At 64.3% G+C, this 15,301-nt stretch carries 14 protein-coding genes; 10 read left to right on the top strand and 4 right to left on the bottom strand.

The genetic code is table 11. The features are described from left to right. The first annotated feature begins 12 nt into the window (after positions 1–12). From CXR03_RS11100 to CXR03_RS11085, 4 genes are all read left to right on the top strand, one after another. Positions 13–624, top strand: coding sequence for an HIT domain-containing protein (locus tag CXR03_RS11100; protein ID WP_104103811.1), 612 nt, complete (start codon positions 13–15; stop codon positions 622–624). Between the two features lie 3 nt (positions 625–627). Next, complete coding sequence (gene pgsA, locus CXR03_RS11095) at positions 628–1,242, top strand: phosphatidylinositol phosphate synthase (RefSeq protein WP_104054011.1); 615 nt, start codon at positions 628–630, stop codon at positions 1,240–1,242. A 177-nt stretch (positions 1,243–1,419) separates the two neighbouring features. Continuing rightward, positions 1,420–2,337, top strand: a complete 918-nt coding sequence (pdxS, locus tag CXR03_RS11090; protein ID WP_104104113.1) for a pyridoxal 5'-phosphate synthase lyase subunit PdxS — start codon at positions 1,420–1,422, stop codon at positions 2,335–2,337. A gap of 146 nt (positions 2,338–2,483) precedes the next feature. Beyond that, the gene (locus CXR03_RS11085; protein WP_146070487.1) at positions 2,484–5,804 is read left to right on the top strand and encodes a hypothetical protein; all 3,321 of its coding nucleotides are present in this window, start codon (positions 2,484–2,486) and stop codon (positions 5,802–5,804) included. A 60-nt stretch (positions 5,805–5,864) separates the two neighbouring features. Here the strand turns inward: CXR03_RS11085 and CXR03_RS11080 are convergent, their stop codons facing one another. Both CXR03_RS11080 and CXR03_RS11075 read right to left on the bottom strand, forming a co-directional pair. Then, a complete protein-coding gene (locus CXR03_RS11080; protein ID WP_104103809.1) occupies positions 5,865–6,647 on the bottom strand; it encodes a GNAT family N-acetyltransferase in 783 nt (260 codons plus the stop codon). A 6-nt stretch (positions 6,648–6,653) separates the two neighbouring features. Beyond that, positions 6,654–8,687, bottom strand: a complete 2,034-nt coding sequence (locus tag CXR03_RS11075) for a M3 family metallopeptidase (protein ID WP_104103808.1) — start codon at positions 8,685–8,687, stop codon at positions 6,654–6,656. A gap of 121 nt (positions 8,688–8,808) precedes the next feature. Between CXR03_RS11075 and CXR03_RS11070 the strand changes: the two genes are divergently transcribed. The 3 genes from CXR03_RS11070 (at position 8,809) to CXR03_RS11060 (ending at position 11,054) form a co-directional block, all read left to right on the top strand. Further along, positions 8,809–10,128: a CapA family protein gene (locus tag CXR03_RS11070; RefSeq protein ID WP_104103807.1), complete on the top strand. Its 1,320-nt coding sequence runs from the start codon at positions 8,809–8,811 to the stop codon at positions 10,126–10,128. A 240-nt stretch (positions 10,129–10,368) separates the two neighbouring features. Continuing rightward, entirely contained in the window at positions 10,369–10,764 is a 396-nt protein-coding gene (locus CXR03_RS11065) for a hypothetical protein (RefSeq protein ID WP_146070486.1), read from the top strand. A 92-nt stretch (positions 10,765–10,856) separates the two neighbouring features. After that, complete coding sequence (locus tag CXR03_RS11060; protein ID WP_104054015.1) at positions 10,857–11,054, top strand: hypothetical protein; 198 nt, start codon at positions 10,857–10,859, stop codon at positions 11,052–11,054. A 29-nt stretch (positions 11,055–11,083) separates the two neighbouring features. On the opposite strand, the gene CXR03_RS11055 is transcribed toward CXR03_RS11060, so the two are convergent. Beyond that, on the bottom strand, positions 11,084–11,854 hold the full coding sequence (locus CXR03_RS11055; RefSeq protein ID WP_104103804.1) for a type 1 glutamine amidotransferase: 771 nt from the start codon (positions 11,852–11,854) through the stop codon (positions 11,084–11,086). Further along, entirely contained in the window at positions 11,851–13,122 is a 1,272-nt protein-coding gene (locus CXR03_RS11050; protein ID WP_104103803.1) for a Mur ligase family protein, read from the bottom strand. Before CXR03_RS11050 ends, CXR03_RS11055 begins: the two co-directional genes overlap by 4 nt. Before the next feature lie 83 nt (positions 13,123–13,205). Here CXR03_RS11050 and pdxT point away from each other — a divergent pair, with 83 nt between their 5' ends. Genes pdxT through ruvC form a run of 3 tightly spaced genes read left to right on the top strand, consistent with a single transcriptional unit; the run spans position 13,206 to position 15,258 of the window. After that, on the top strand, positions 13,206–13,889 hold the full coding sequence (gene pdxT / locus CXR03_RS11045; protein WP_104103802.1) for a pyridoxal 5'-phosphate synthase glutaminase subunit PdxT: 684 nt from the start codon (positions 13,206–13,208) through the stop codon (positions 13,887–13,889). Next, entirely contained in the window at positions 13,890–14,645 is a 756-nt protein-coding gene (locus tag CXR03_RS11040) for a YebC/PmpR family DNA-binding transcriptional regulator (RefSeq protein ID WP_104054019.1), read from the top strand. A 7-nt stretch (positions 14,646–14,652) separates the two neighbouring features. After that, complete coding sequence (gene ruvC, locus CXR03_RS11035; RefSeq protein WP_104054020.1) at positions 14,653–15,258, top strand: crossover junction endodeoxyribonuclease RuvC; 606 nt, start codon at positions 14,653–14,655, stop codon at positions 15,256–15,258. Positions 15,259–15,301 lie beyond the last annotated feature (43 nt).

Below are 15,301 nucleotides of genomic sequence, written 5' to 3'. Positions count from 1 at the left end.
GCAGGAGTGCAGATGGAAAACAGCAGCCAGGACGACGGCGGCAGTCCCTATCCCGGGGATGCCGCAGTCACGGACTCATTCGAGCTTGCAGGCGTGCCGGATTCATTTGCACGCCTGTGGACGCCGCACCGCCTGGCGTACATCAAGGGCGGGCAGGAACAGGTCTCCTCGGAGCACAACTGCCCGTTCTGTGCCGCGCCTGGCCGCTCCGACGAGGAATCACTGATAGTCCACCGCGGCAAGTACGCCTTTGTGATCCTCAATCTGTTTCCGTACAACGCCGGGCACCTGCTCGTCTGCCCGTACCGGCACGTGCCGGATTACACGGACATTGATGAGCAGGAAACGGCTGAGATTGCGTCGCTGACCCAGACCGCCATGCGCGTGCTGCGGAAAGTCTCCAACCCCAGCGGCTTCAACCTGGGCATGAACCAGGGCGTCACCGGGGGAGCGGGTATCGCCGCCCACCTGCACCAGCACATTGTGCCGCGCTGGGGAGGGGACGGAAACTTCCTGCCGATCATCGCGCAGACGAAGGCCATCACCCAGACGCTGGGCGACGTCCGGCAGCAGGTGGCCGACGCCTGGCCGGTCAGCGGCTCCGGCCAGGACAGCGAGGACTGACCCGTGCTAAATAAATACGCGCGGGGATTCTTCACTGCCGTTTTCACCCCGCTGGCCAGCTGGCTGCTGCGCCGCGGGATCACACCGGACATGGTCACCATCGCCGGAACGCTGGGTGTGATGATCGGCGGGCTGGTGTTCTACCCGCTGGGACAGTTGTTCTGGGGAACCCTGTTCATTACCGCGTTCATCTTTTCCGACGTCATTGACGGCATCATGGCCCGTCAGCAGGCACGGACCGGAAAATGGGGCGGATTCCTGGACTCAACCCTGGACCGCTTCGCCGACGGCGCCCTGTTTGCCGGCGTGAGCATCTGGTTCTTCACCGGCGGCAACAACGACGCCATCGGCATCGCCGCCATCATTGCGCTGGTGCTGGGCATGCTGGTTTCCTACATCCGGGCCAAAGCGGAGTCACTGGGATTCAACGCCAACGTGGGCATTGCCGAGCGCGCGGAACGACTAGTCTCCCTGCTGGTGGCCACCGGCCTGGTGGGTCTGGGTGTTCCTGAAATCCTGCTGCTGGTGGTCCTGGTGCTCCTCTGCGCTGCCAGCTGCGTCACCATTGCCCAGCGGATGCTGGCGGTTCGGCGGCAGGCGCTGCCCAAGGCCGGATAGTCACAGCATTCTCCTCAGCAAAACAGGCAATTCCCAGCGGCCCGTCACCGGAAGCAATCCGGCGGCGGGCCGTCTGCTTAACGGGACGTTGAACGCCTAGGCTTGGGGCAGCAGCGATCGCTGCATTGGTTTTTCGCGAAGGTGAGAAGTTCCATGAACATTCCAGAGCCCCAGGGCATGCCTGTGCCTGTTTCCGTGTCCGGTTCCCTGTCTCCGGTCACCGGCAGCAGCCGGGTCAAGCGCGGCATCGCCGAAATGCTCAAAGGCGGTGTGATCATGGATGTGGTCACCGCCGAGCAGGCACGCATTGCCGAAGACGCCGGCGCCGTTGCCGTCATGGCGCTGGAGCGCGTGCCTGCCGATATCCGCGCACAGGGCGGTGTCTCCCGGATGAGCGATCCGGACATGATCGACAGCATCATCGACACCGTCTCCATTCCCGTCATGGCCAAGGCCCGCATCGGGCACTTTGTGGAGGCCCAGGTCCTGCAGTCCCTCGGTGTCGACTACATCGACGAATCCGAGGTCCTGACGCCGGCCGACTACGCCAACCACATCGACAAATGGAAATTCACGGTTCCCTTTGTCTGCGGCGCCACGAACCTCGGCGAAGCCCTGCGGCGGATCAACGAGGGCGCGGCCATGATCCGGTCCAAGGGCGAGGCCGGCACGGGAGACGTATCCAACGCCACCATGCACATGCGCACCATCCGTTCCGAGATTGCCCGGCTGTCCTCGCTGCCCGAGGATGAACTGTACGTCGCCGCCAAGGAACTGCAGGCCCCCTATGAGCTCGTCAAAGAGGTGGCCGCGGCCGGCAAGCTTCCGGTGGTGCTGTTCACTGCCGGCGGCATAGCCACTCCCGCTGATGCCGCCATGATGATGCAGCTGGGCGCGGACGGCGTGTTTGTGGGGTCGGGCATCTTCAAGTCCGGCAACCCCGCACAGCGTGCGGCAGCCATCGTCAAGGCCACCACCTTCTTCGACGACGCCGATGAGGTCGCCAAGGCCTCGCGCGGACTCGGTGAGGCCATGGTGGGCATCAATGTGGACGAGATCCCGCAGCCGCACCGGCTGGCCGAACGCGGCTGGTAGCTTCAGGGACTGGTTCTTCCGCAGAGATCAGGCTGGGAACGGGGCGGCCCTTGACCCAGCCTGATCTTCTCCGGCAACTGAACTGGGACGGCATTCCAGGAAGCCGGTCTATTGCCGTCCCCTGGCAGTGTCGGTTAAATGTCTAAATGTCTCAGATCTCAAATGCCTCAGGTGGAGTTGGCACGGCTGCGGGACTGGGCTATCAGTACCTGGTCGCCGTCGAGGATGTCCTTGACCACATGGCGAAACATCCTGCCGAGGATTTCGTTTTGGAGAGTGAAGACCACGTTTCCGACGTTGTTGATTACTCAATCACTGATCCAGACGGCATCAGGCTGCTCTCCGTCCAAGCCAAGTCTTCTGTGGACGGCCCACAAGGAAAACGTATGGGTGTACCCGAGATTGCCGGAATCCTTCTGCAATTGATCGAACACGATTCACGGCGTTATCTCATCCGAACGAACAGGCGTCTCACGACAGCAGGCGAGGCATTACGTTCCGCTCTCGTGTCGCTCGATCCGTCGACAGCGACGTCACCCGGCGTAATCGAGATCATCGGTCCGCATCTCTCCCCGGGGTGCCTCACAGAAGCCATCGACGCGGGCATAAACGTTTCCCGCCTTGCACGGTGCGTTGTTCTATGTGAACCCCTTGATCTCGACGTTCTCCGTTCCCAGATCGAGGGAAAGGCACAACACCAGCGCAGACTTCGCGGTGATGGCACGGGTCGCCACACAGCGGAGGTGTTGGTGGGATACCTGACTTCGCAAATCCTGCACCTGTCCAGCCGCCGGAAGGGTCGCCGTCTCGACCGCGCTGGGTTAGAGCGGTTGTTGGGCGTGCCGAACCTCGTCCTAGCGGGTGCCGCAGGAGAGGTCGATTGGGGAGTTCCCCTTGGCCCGGTCCCCGTAACGCGGACAATTGGCAGAGCCGAGGCACTTGCGGGCATCACCAAGACGTTCAGTGGCCCGCCCGTTGGAGCCGTGCGAAGGGTCGCCCTTACGGGGCTGTCAGGCATCGGCAAATCGACAGTAGCGAGGCTGTATTTGGATACTGCGCGCCACTACTACGACCGGATCCTGTGGATTGATGCACATAGTACGGAGGCGATCCGTGAGGCGGTCTCGGCTTGCGTCGGAATCGACGCAAGGGATGCCTCGACGGATATCGTTGCTGAACAATTCAAGTTCACGATCTCGAGAGTACCTGCGACGTGGCTGCTCGTTTTCGACAACGCACCTGACGACCGGACGGTTGCTCCGTGGCTCCCCGTTGTCGGAGCGATCGACATGCTCGCGACCTCGACCAACTCGGCAGGCTGGGGCCAGTGGCACCGCAACCGGCTCCACCCCATGACAGACCCGCAGGCGATCGCCCTCTTGTGTGAACGCCTCGAACTTGCCAGCCTCGATGCCGACGCTGAGAGGGACGCGCTAAGACTCTGCGGCGCTTTGGGGAATTGGCCGCTGGCCATCGAGCTTGCGTGCGGGTTCCTTGCAGACAGCGGGCGCGGCCTTGAAATGACTGACGCCTACCTGGACCGGCTCAAGGAACATATCATCGACGACGAAACTCTCGTCCCGCCAGATTATCGCTCGCACCCCTCGCTGCTTCAGGCAATCTCTATAGCGCTGGACACGGTCACATCGCGGGATGACCGCCTCCCTCTGCGCGCCATGGCCCTTATGGAGACCCTCGCTTACCTCCCGCCTCGCTCGGCCCCGCTTCAGCTCGCTGGCGGAGTAACCGTTGCGGCAGAATCAATGGCTGGTAGATATCAGCTCGCTGACGAAGAGGACGCCAAACCGGGATCTGAAACTGAGCAACACGTGGAGATCGCGGTCCGACAGTTGTCGATGGCGTCGTTGGTCCATCGCGTCCAAGCCCCCGAAACCGCAGGGGGCGACCTGGTACGTACCAATGACATCGTCCTCGAAGTCGTTCGGGGACACCACAGCAACACAGCGCGATTACGGGTCCTCGGACTGCTCCAGCTGGTCCTGAGCGATCAAATCAGGTCCGCAGTCGACACCTATAAATTCAACAATGCTGAGCTGCTTGCCACCTCGGCATTGACGACAATCGATTTCTCCGAACGCTTCAGGGCATACACGCCCGAGGGCATTACCTTGATTGGGAACATGGCAAACATGTTCGCACACCGAGGTGACCCGGAATCGGCGCAGTCCCTCTATCGTCAGGAGCTAGGGACCATGGATCGATTGGACCTAGATGCCCCCGTGCTCCGGGCCATCATTCATTCCAACATCTCGACAATCCAAATCCAAAACAACGCTCCCATCGGTGAAATCCGCCAGACCATTGATTCCGCCATTTACTATCTGGGCAGGTGCGCCATCGACCCGGGCACCCACCATTCGGTGGCCCAAGCCGCCACTCAGGTCTACGAGAACGTCCAGTTACTCGCAGGTTCCGATAGCGGGCTCAATGTCGAGGTCACGGACCTGTGGGTCTCGTTCCTGGTTGACTCGTTCCCCGATGTCAAGGCCGGCTCGGCTTTCCGGGAGTTTCACGATCAATTGAGGTCCCTCGGCAACAACGACTCGGCAACGCTGGGTGGCATCGAGGAACGGTTGCGGGTAGAGACCAGCCCCGCAGTCCATCTCCAACTGCTCTTCCTCCGTGGTGATGCCCTCGCCTCGCTGGAGCGTTATGAAGACTCAATCGACGCGTTCCGTGAGGCGCTCGTACACGCGGATGCACGTGCCATCGGATTGAGTGCTGGGTGGGTTGAGGTTCTCAACGCATGGCGGACGGCCGCCTTCCGGGTTCTAGAGATGTTCGATATGGAAGCGCTTGAGTTCTGCCGACAGATGGATTCGCTCGTTGATGCTTTGCGGCCCCACCAGACGGACGATTCCGTGACGCTGGAGTTGTGCGGGGTTGTGACCCGTGTGCTGGATCATGACCTCGAAGAGAGTTCCGCCCGGGTTGAAGCCCTGGCTGGGCAGGCGATAGCGCCCACCCACCTGGCTCCTCATCCCGAAGGTTCGCTTTTGGCTATCGCCGCGTGCCAGCGGATCGTTCGTCTCCGGCAGTCAGCCTCCGGAGCTCCCATTGTTCCGCTCCGTGCGTGGGGTCTTGGTCGTGTTTGGACTGCCCAAGGGCCGCAGCGAAGAGTCTTTGCAGCGATGGACAGCTCCCATGTCGAACACATGACCCCCTCTGGCTTAGCAGGTCGGTGGGTGTGTGATGAGAATGGAGCGGGGCTCCTCATTGGCGGGGAATCCCCGGTGCTTGCCTGGTCACCAATGAGGGAAACCTGGTGGATGGAGTGGGAGGACGCCAACACCGTTCCTGCAACAGTGCGTCTTCGGGAGGTGATCGTCTCGCCAGAGTTCGCAGCTGACCGAAGGAACGTGCTAATGGGTTCCGCATACGAGGGATCAGATCAACACATCATCGACCCGGACGGACCCATAATCGAGATCGGAATCTTTGGCTGAGGAAGACCATCTGCAGGTGGAAGCGGGCTCCGGCCGGGTGACGCCCGGCTGGTAGCCCGCTTAGCGCAGATCCAGGAACAGGTATTGTCCGCGGCCGATCAGTTCGAATCCCCGGGCCGCGCACAGTTCGGCGCCTCCCGGTGCAGCGTTGATGGCCAGCCGGTCGGCGCCGGCAGCGGCCGCCACTGCAGCCGCCCGGCTCAGCAGGGCCGTACCGTAGCCGCTGCGCCGGCTGGAAGGTCCAACGGACAAACCGAAAATTCCGGCCAGGGATCCTTTGCGGGGTTTCCGTGCCGGTGCCGCGGGAATGCCGGGCCTGCCGGTGATCGGATCCGGTGTGTTGGACGGCTGGTCGGCGGCGGTCGGATCGTACACCCAGGCACGGCCCGTCAGCTTCCCGTCACCCCGTGTGGTCAGATGCCAGGCGGTGCGCGGGTGGGTACGGCCGGCAGCGAGCTCGTCGGCGTCGGGCCCGGTGACCTCAGGAGGATCCGGGTCCAGGGCCGCCGCGGCCGCGCTGTACTGCTGCGGCGCGGACACGGGGGCGCTCATCCACAGCGGCTGCGGACCCCTGCGGAAACCGAACGCCTCCAAAGGTGCGTAGCTTGCCGCGTTGTTCATCCATACGGAAACGCTTTGGGCACCGAGCCGCATGCCCTCGGCCAGGCCGGGACGGACGCCGGCCGGTGAAATCCGCTGCGGATACAGCAGCACCAGCTGCCGCCTCGCCGGCAGCCATGCCCATTCCGACTCATGGGTGGAGAAAGTACGCCCGCGGGTGACGCCGGCCAGGTTCCTCAGCCAGTCCTGATGCAGCTCCTGGCAGGCGGCAATGGTGACCATGGCGGATCAGGCCAGGCCGCGGCGGTGCAGCAGCGGCTCAATGGCTGCTTCCCGGCCCCTGAAGTTCCGGAAGGACTGCAGCGGATCAATGCTGTTGCCCCGGGCGAGCAGTTCGCGGCGGAACCGGTCCCCGTTCTCCCGTGTCAGTCCGCCGTTTTCCTTGAACCACTCCACGGTGTCAGCGTCCAGCACTTCGCTCCAGATGTACGCGTAGTAGGAGGCCGCGTAGCCGCCGGCGAAAATGTGCTTGAAATAGCCGGACCGGTAGCGCGGCGGCACCAAATCCAGAGCGACGCCGGCACGTTCCAGGGCTGCGGCCTCGAACGCTTCGGGGTCCTGCACTGTTTCCCCCGGCGCCAGCTCGTGCCAGGCAAGATCAAGCAGCGTGGCGCCCAGGTACTCCGTGGTGCCGAAGCCTTCACCCCAGGTGGAGGCTGCCTCGATCCGGTCGATGGCGTCCTGGGGGAGCGGCTCGCCGGTGGCGTAATGCTTGGCAAAGTTCGCCACGACCTCGGGCCACAGCATCCACATCTCGTTTACCTGGGAGGGATACTCCACGAAGTCACGGGGAACGGCGGTGCCGGAGAACTGCGGGTAGGTGACATCCGAGAAGAGGCCGTGCAGGGCGTGGCCAAATTCGTGGAAAGCTGTCACCACTTCGTCGAAGGAGAGCAGGGTTGGCTCTCCGGCGGCCGGCTTGGCGATGTTGAGGTTGTTGATGACCACGGAGGCGGTTCCCAGCAGCGAGGACTGGTGCACGAGTGAGTTCATCCACGCACCGCCGGCCTTGGTGTCACGGGTGTAATAGTCACCCAGGAACAATCCCAGCCCTGAACCGTCCTCGTTTTTGACTTCCCAGACCCGGACGTCCGGGTGGTAGCCGGCCAGGTCCGGGCGTTCGGTGAAGGTCACGCCGTACAGACGGTTGGCAGCGTAGAAAACGCCGTCCTTCAGGACCCGTTCCAGCTCGAAATAGGGCCGCAGCGCCGCGCGGTCCACATTGAACTTTTCGCGCCGCACCTGCTCGGAGTAGTAGGACCAGTCCCAGGCCTGCAGGTCCTCGACGCCGTCCCGGGCGGCAGCCTCGCGCAGCAATTCCGCCTCGGCCTGTGCATTGCGGACCGCGGGCGGGGCCAGCTTCCCGAGCATCGCGTGGATGGCCTCCAGTGACGGAGCCGTCTGGTTGTCGGTGGCGAACTCGGCGTGGTTTGCGAAGCCCAGGAGTTCAGCCCGCTCGGCACGCAGGGCCGCCATTTCCGCGGCAATCCCCAGCGTATTCTCGCTGTTGTTCCGGAAACCGCGGTTCAGGGAAGCCTCGAGGAGGCGCCGGCGGGTGTCCCGGTTGGTGAGGGAGGCCAGCGCCGGCTGCGAGGTCGGCAGCACCAGGGATAGCAGGTACTGTTCCTTGCCTGCCCCGGCCCCGCCTGCCTCAACGGCGGCCGCTGCTGCTGAGGCGATATCGTCGTCGGACAAGCCGTCCAGTTCAGCAGCGTCAGTCACCAGCAGCGCCGATTCGTTGGTGTCCTTCAGCAGTTTCTGCGCATATTCGGTGCCCAGCACTGACAGCCGGGCATTCAGCTTCCGCATGCGCGCCTGTCCTTCGTCGTCGAGCTGGGCTCCGGCGCGGATGAAGCTGCGGCGGTACTCGGACACCAAACGGGCGGATTCCTCATCCAATCCGTCGGTGGAGACGGCACTGACCCGTTCGAAGAGGGCCTTGTTGAGATAGATGCTGTCCTCGTGCTCAGCCAGCTGCGGCCCGACCTCCTGCTGGATCGCCTGGATCTGCTCCGTTGCATCCGCCGCCGCGAACGTGAAGAAAACGTAGGCCGTGCGGGCCAGCGTCTGACCGGCGCGCTCCATTGCCGCGATGGTGTTCTCAAAATCCGGGGTGTCGCTGTTTGCCGCTATGGCGTCGATTTCCATGAGGTTTTCCTCGAAGCCGGCCTTGAAGGCGGGGAGGAAATCATCGGGAGTGATCTGCTCAAACGGCGGGAGCTGGTAGGGCAGGGTGCTGGTGTGCAGGAAAGGGTTACTCATAAGCGTCAAGACTCGCACACGCTCAGTGACGCGAACAACAGAAACGCCGTCGTACGCTTGGCGGGACTGCGCGGGGCGGTCTTTGGACTGAACATGTCACACGGGGGAGCACTTTATGGGTATGCGCAGCATCGGATTTGGGCTCGCCGCCGGGGCAAAGGGCCGAGCAGCTGCCAGGGGCAAAGCCGCTGCTGCACTGCTCCTGCTTGCCGCTGCAGCCGGCTGTGCACCGGCGGCACCGTCTCCGGACGCTGACGCACCGGCATCCAATTCCGCGTCGAGCTCCGCGCCGAACCCGTCTGCCGCCTCGGCCTCGGCTACTGCCTCCGAGCCCGGATCATCCGGAACAGCTGCCGGCGCCGTTCCTACACCCACCCCCGGACTGGGGGAGGAATGCGCGGCGGTGCGGTGCTTCTCGATGATGGTGGCCGGAGATTTGCTGGTGCACCCGCAGCTCTGGACCCAGGCCGGCGCCGACGCCGCGGCCTCCGGGAAGCTGCCGCTTGACTTTACACCGCTGCTCGAAGGCAAGCGGGCCTATCTGGACTCGGCGGATCTGGGCATCTGCCACATGGAAACACCCGTCGCGGAAGCGGACGGCCCCTACACCGGCTATCCGCTGTTCAATGTTCCGCCGCAGATCCTGACTGCGGCCAAGGACGTGGGCTATGACGCCTGCACCACCGCCAGCAACCACACCGTGGACGCCGGAACCGCCGGACTCAACCGGACCCTCGGCGTACTGGATGCACTGGGCCTGCCGCACACCGGCTCGTATGCCTCGGAGGCGGACGCCGCGAAGCCCTTCATCCTGCAAACTCCCGCCGCCAGGGTTTCCGTTGTGGAGGCCACCTACGGCTTGAACGGCATGACCGCGGACTTTGGCTGGCAGGTGGACCTGCTGGATCCTGCGGTGATGATCGCCAAGGCCAAGGCCGCCCGGGCCGCCGGTGCCGACGTCGTGGTGGGAGCCATCCACGCCGGGGATGAATACGCCTCCGTTCCCAATGCGCAGCAGGTCGAGGTGGCCCATGCCCTGGCTGACAGCGGCGAGTTCGATTTCATTTACGGCCATCACAGCCACTCCGTGCTGCCCATCGAAAACTACAACGGAACCTGGATCGCCTACGGTCTGGGCAACTCCGTCACCGAGCTGTCGCCCTGGTATGACGTTAACAATGAGGGCTTGATCCTGCGCGCCCAGTTCGGACAGGACGACGACGGCGCCTGGTCCGTCACTGACCTGGCGTGGGCTCCGTCCGTGATCGTCCGGGACCCCTACCGCTGGTGCTCCGTAGCCGCGGACCTGCCCCAGGGTGCCTGCGCAACACCCGAACACCAGGCTGCGGTGCGTGCCCGGACCATTGGCGTGGTCGAGTCCATGGGTGCTGCCGACGCCGGCGCCCACGAATGGCTGGTCTCCACGGATCCGGTGCGCTGACTCTTTCGACCGGGGCAATCCGGAGATCCGCTTTGGGATTCCTTCGTGCAGTTGACGGGCCCAAAGGGGCGGAATCCGCTGGTTTGAGCCCGTTAGCTGCACGGAGGATCCGGGCAGCAAATCGGCTTATGGTGGCCGCATTGGGAAGGCGGAGACATGAGGGTGGGGAAGCTGTTGGGTCTGCTCTGTCTTCTCCTGCTGTTGGTCGGCGCCGGATCAGGCGGGCTGGCGGGAGCAGCAGTGAGCATCGCCTCAGAAACCCAGGCACGTTCCGATCCGGCCTTCGCGGGCTGGAGTTCGGGGGCGTCGTGGTGGGGAGTGACGGTGGTCTACACCGTCACGGGCGCCCTCGTGGGTGCCGGTGCCGGTCTGGTCAGCTTTCTCGGCGCAGCCACCGGGCTGCTGGTGCAGGAGGGGGCACATCCGGGCCGTTCGCGCCGGTCCGCCGCAGCGGCGGCCGGGACGGGCGCCGGTATCTTCACCGCCGCCGCAGCCGCCCTGGTGCTTCCGGACCAAGGAGCGGATACCGCGCTCCTCTTCATCGGTCTCGGTCTTGTCCTGCTGAGCGGCACCCTGGCGGCTCTTCTGGCCGGTTATGTCAGGAGACACCTGGAACGCAGGTCTGCCGCCGGGTAGTGATACGGCAGCTCCTGCCGGGGAACCGGCAGCAGAAGGCACCGCCGGAGGCAGATTCGCCGGGTACTCCGATGGCGGGTAGGCTCCGTGGCATGAACACAACCCGTGAGTACCGCCCGGCTTTCTTCATTATTGGTGCAGCGTTGCTCGGAGCGCTGGCCGTAATCCTGACGCCGGGACTGTTCGAGGATTTCGGAACTGCTCGCCTCGTTACCGTCCTGGCACTGACTGCAGGTGCAGTGTGTTTTGCGGTCGCAGCCGTGCGGCTCCGGCGCGCCGGCACGGAGTAGAGGAAGCGGCGCTGGCTCCAGGCTCGATTCTACCGGGGGCGCTGGGAGGCGTGCTGCCGGGCCAGCTCCGAGAGCTTCGCCAGCTCCGCCAGATCCTTGGCTGACGATGGCCGCGGCTCAAAGGAACCGAACTTGCGGATCACGGCCTGCTGAAGCAGGAAGTCGGCAATGGCAGGGTTCTTGGGCAGCAGGGAGCCGTGCAGGTAGCTGGCCACCACGTTGCGGTAGCGGGCACCCTCCCAATTGTCCTTGGAGTTATTCCCCTCGCCCTTGCGGACCTCGGCCAGCGGACGTACGCCCGAACCCAGGAACGTCTGGCCGGAGTGGTTCTCGTAGCCGTGGATTTCACCGAATTCCTCGCTGACTGACAGCACATTGCCGATCAGCCGTTCGGTGCCGCCGTGGGTTTCCAGATCCAGCAGCCCGATGCCCGGAATCACGGTCCCGGTGTGGGTCTTGAAGAAGTTGCCGAACAGCTGGTAAAGCCCGCAGATGGCGAGCATCGGCAGGTCGTCTTCGGCCATGGCGCGCAGGGTCGGGGCAATCGCCTGCAGATCGTCCTGGATAACCACCTGCCCGCTGTCCTGTCCGCCGCCGCCCACCAGCAGGTCAACGTCCGCCGGGAACTCGTCGCCCACGTTGTATTCCAGGACGTTGGCAGTGTAGCCGTGCCATTTCAGGCGCTGCTTCAGGACCAGGACGTTGCCCCAGTCGCCGTAGATGTTCATCTCCCGCGGGTATAGCTGCAGGATGTTGATGGTCCGGTCTTCGCCGGCCGCGGGGTTGAGCGCCTCGCTCATGAGACCACCTCTACTGTCGTGATCTTGGAAAGTTCGCGCCGAACGGCCAGCATGGCCGTGTACGTGCAGAAAATGCGCATGGGGGAGGACCCGGAGGACGCGATGAACTTCTTCAGTGCACCGGTGATGTCCGGATCAATGGCGGCCACCGGCACGTCGTCGTACTTCAGCCGCAGCGCCATGTCATAAGCGCGGACGCCGGTGACCATGTCCACGCCGTTCTCGGCAAGGGTCTCGAAATCCACGTCCCACAGCCAGGACATGTCCCGGCCGTCAGCGTAATTGTCGTTGATGGCGATCATGGTCGAGTAGCCGTGGGCGGCAAAGGACTTCAATCCCAGCCGGAAACCGCTGGGATTCTTCACGAGCACCAGTTCCAGCGGCTGGCCGTTGACCACCAGCGACTCGCCGCGGCCAAACGCAGGTTCCACGTTGGACAGGGCGGTGAACAGCGCCTCCGAATTGGCCTGCGGACCGGCGATCACGCGGGCCAGCGCCAGGGCGGCCGCTGCGTTGAAGATGTTGTAGACCCCGCGCAGCTTCAGTCCGGTGGTCACCACCGTGTTGTCCACGCGGAAGTCCGCGTCGGTTTCGGCCACGCGCTCCAGCACGACGTCGGCGGGCAGCACAGCTGCCGCGGCTTCGGCCGAGGAGCCGCGCATCTCGTCGTCGTTCGGGAAGGTGCTGCGCAGGGACTCGTGGAGGCCGAAGTAGCGGACCTCCTGCTTGTCCAGGGAGCCGGCGATGCCGGCCACGCGCGGGTCTTCGCGGTTCAGGACCACGGTGCCGGTGGTGGCCTTGGCGATGGCCTCCAGCAGACGGGTGGTCTTGTCGATCTCGCCGAAGCGGTCCAGCTGGTCCCGCAGGACGTTCAACAGCAGTGAATAACGCGGCTGGATGAGTTTCACGAAGTGCACGGCATGCGCTTCATCGAGTTCCAGGACGGCGACGTCGGCGTCCAGGCGTCCGCGCCAGTCCACCTCGCCGAGCAGGGCCGCGGCCACACCGCGGGTGAAGTTGCTGCCCGTGCGGTTGGTAAAGACCTTCAGGCCCTGGCTTTCGAGCAGCTCCACCACCATTTTGGTGGTGGTGGTTTTGCCGTTGGTGCCGGACACCACGGCAACACCGAGCGGAAGGTCAGCCAGCGTGCGGCGGATGAAATCGGGGTCGATTTTCTCCACCACCAGGCCGGGCAGTGCGGAGCCGCCGCCGCGCAGTTTGGAGGCACTGCGGACCAGCTTGCCTGTCAGGACGGAGAAAGAACTCATGGTTTATGAATATATCGCAAGGAGCTCCGCGGACCTTCTTCCCGTTGCCCTCCACCGGGGCATTTGAACCGTAGACTGGCCCGATGACAAGCGAAGGTTCCCTGCGGGTGGGTGTGCTGGCGCTGCAGGGCGGCGTCCGCGAGCATGCGGCTGCACTGGCGGCAGCGGGAGCCACTGCGGTCCCGGTTCGTCGTCCCGGGGAACTGGACGGGCTCCACGGGCTGGTGCTGCCCGGCGGCGAGTCCACCACCATCGACAAACTGATGCGGACCTTCGGTGTATACGGCCCGCTGCAGGAACGGATCCGTAACGGGTTTCCGGTCTACGGCTCCTGTGCGGGAATGATCCTGCTCGCAGACCGCATTTCGGATCCGGCCCGCAGCGGAACCGGCGAACCTCAGCAGACTCTGGGCGGGCTTGACATGGACGTGCGCCGCAACGCGTTTGGCCGTCAGCGGGAGTCCTTCGAAACCCTGCTGGATTTCAAGGGTCTGGAACGCCTGCCTTCTGCAAATGGTGCCCTTTCCGTGCCTCCGGTGCACGCTGTTTTTATCCGTGCGCCCTGGGTGGAAAAGACCGGAAATTCCGTCGAGGTCCTGGCCCAGGTTCCGCCGCAGAGGCATGGTCATGCGTCCGCTGAGGAATTCGTCGCTAGAATTGTGGCAGTGCGTTCTGGAAACCTGCTGGCCACCTCGTTCCATCCGGAGGTAACGGGGGAGAGCCGGATCCATGAACTTTTTATCCAGATCATCAGAGGAGAAGCGTAGATGTCGGGCCACTCTAAATGGGCAACCACCAAGCACAAGAAGGCCGTCATTGACGCCAAGCGTGCAAAGTCGTTTGCCAAGCTGATCAAGAACATCGAAGTTGCGGCCCGCGCGGGCGGCGCCGACATGGCCGGCAACCCCGGCCTGGAACTCGCGGTGTCCAAGGCCAAGAAGACCTCTGTGCCCATCGACAACATCAACCGCGCCGTCAAGCGCGGTGCCGGCCTGCTCGGTGAAGCCGTCGATTACCAGACCATCATGTACGAGGGCTACGGCCCTCAGGGCACCGCCCTGCTGATCGAGTGCCTCACGGACAACAAGAACCGTGCCGCCTCCGAGGTGCGCCTGGCCGTGACCCGCAACGGCGGCAACATGGGAGATCCCGGATCGGTGGCCTACATGTTCACCCGCAAGGGCGTTGTCACGCTGCCCAAGAAGGACCTCACCGAGGATGATCTGCTGATGGCCGTGCTGGACGCCGGTGCTGACGAGGTCAAGGAATCCGGCGAGAACTTCGAGATCATCTCCGAAGCCGCGGACCTGCGTGCCGTTGTTGCCGCGCTCGAGGAAGCCGGCATCGAGTACGACACGGACGAGGCCGAGTTCCTGCCCTCCATGCATGTGGAGCTCGACGCGGACAACGCACGGAAGTTCCTCAAGCTCGTGGACGCCGTGGAGGATCTCGACGACGTACAGAATGTCTACTCCAACGCGGATATCTCCGCCGAGGTCTTTGCCCAGCTCGAAGACGACTGAGCCGTAGGTGAGCCTGCGCGTCCTGGGTGTTGACCCGGGCCTGACCCGGTGCGGGCTTGGCGTGGTCGACGTCGAACGCAACCGCCGCGCCACCCTGGTGGCTGTGGGGGTAGTCGGCACCGAGGCAGGAACTGCCCTGGACGGCAGGCTGCTGGTCATCTCCGACGCCATTGACCTGTGGCTGGACACCCATAAACCGGATGTTCTGGCCGTGGAACGCGTCTTTAGCCAGCTCAATGTCAGTACGGTCATGGGCACCGCCCAGGCCTCCGGCGTCGTTATTGCGGCGGCCGCCCGGCGCGGAATTCCTGTGGCCCTGCACACGCCCACCGAGGTTAAGGCAGCGGTCACGGGGTCCGGTTCGGCCAACAAGGACGCGGTGGGGAAGATGGTCACCAAGATCCTGCGGCTGGACGCCCCGCCCAAGCCCGCCGACGCCGCCGATGCGCTGGCGCTGGCCATCACCCACGCCTGGCGGCGCTCGGTGGCCGGTCCGGGGCAGACGACGGCCGGATCGGCGTCCGGGGCGCGGGCCGTTGTGAGGCCGCCGACCAGCGGGCTGACACCGGCCCAGCGGCTCTGGGCCGAGGCGGAGGCACGTGCCCGGCGCTGAGCACAGCGCGCCGGAACCGGGATCAGCGCCGGCACACAGTAGG

The sequence above is a fragment of the Arthrobacter sp. 08Y14 genome, from assembly GCF_002929455.1.
Classification (GTDB): Bacteria; Actinomycetota; Actinomycetes; order Actinomycetales; family Micrococcaceae; genus Arthrobacter_B; species Arthrobacter_B sunyaminii.
Note: the sequence above shows the minus strand (reverse complement) of the source record. Positions and strands in the feature narration are given on the sequence as shown.

Coding starts and splice junctions, on each gene's coding strand:
- CXR03_RS11100 (WP_104103811.1), top strand. CDS start 13: ATGGAAAACAGCAGCCAGGACGACGGCGGCAGTCCCTATCCCGGGGAT.
- pdxS (WP_104104113.1), top strand. CDS start 1,420: ATGCCTGTGCCTGTTTCCGTGTCCGGTTCCCTGTCTCCGGTCACCGGC.
- CXR03_RS11085 (WP_146070487.1), top strand. CDS start 2,484: ATGTCTCAGATCTCAAATGCCTCAGGTGGAGTTGGCACGGCTGCGGGA.
- CXR03_RS11080 (WP_104103809.1), bottom strand. CDS start 6,647: ATGGTCACCATTGCCGCCTGCCAGGAGCTGCATCAGGACTGGCTGAGG.
- CXR03_RS11075 (WP_104103808.1), bottom strand. CDS start 8,687: ATGAGTAACCCTTTCCTGCACACCAGCACCCTGCCCTACCAGCTCCCG.
- CXR03_RS11070 (WP_104103807.1), top strand. CDS start 8,809: ATGCGCAGCATCGGATTTGGGCTCGCCGCCGGGGCAAAGGGCCGAGCA.
- CXR03_RS11060 (WP_104054015.1), top strand. CDS start 10,857: ATGAACACAACCCGTGAGTACCGCCCGGCTTTCTTCATTATTGGTGCA.
- CXR03_RS11055 (WP_104103804.1), bottom strand. CDS start 11,854: ATGAGCGAGGCGCTCAACCCCGCGGCCGGCGAAGACCGGACCATCAAC.
- CXR03_RS11050 (WP_104103803.1), bottom strand. CDS start 13,122: ATGAGTTCTTTCTCCGTCCTGACAGGCAAGCTGGTCCGCAGTGCCTCC.
- pdxT (WP_104103802.1), top strand. CDS start 13,206: ATGACAAGCGAAGGTTCCCTGCGGGTGGGTGTGCTGGCGCTGCAGGGC.
- CXR03_RS11040 (WP_104054019.1), top strand. CDS start 13,890: ATGTCGGGCCACTCTAAATGGGCAACCACCAAGCACAAGAAGGCCGTC.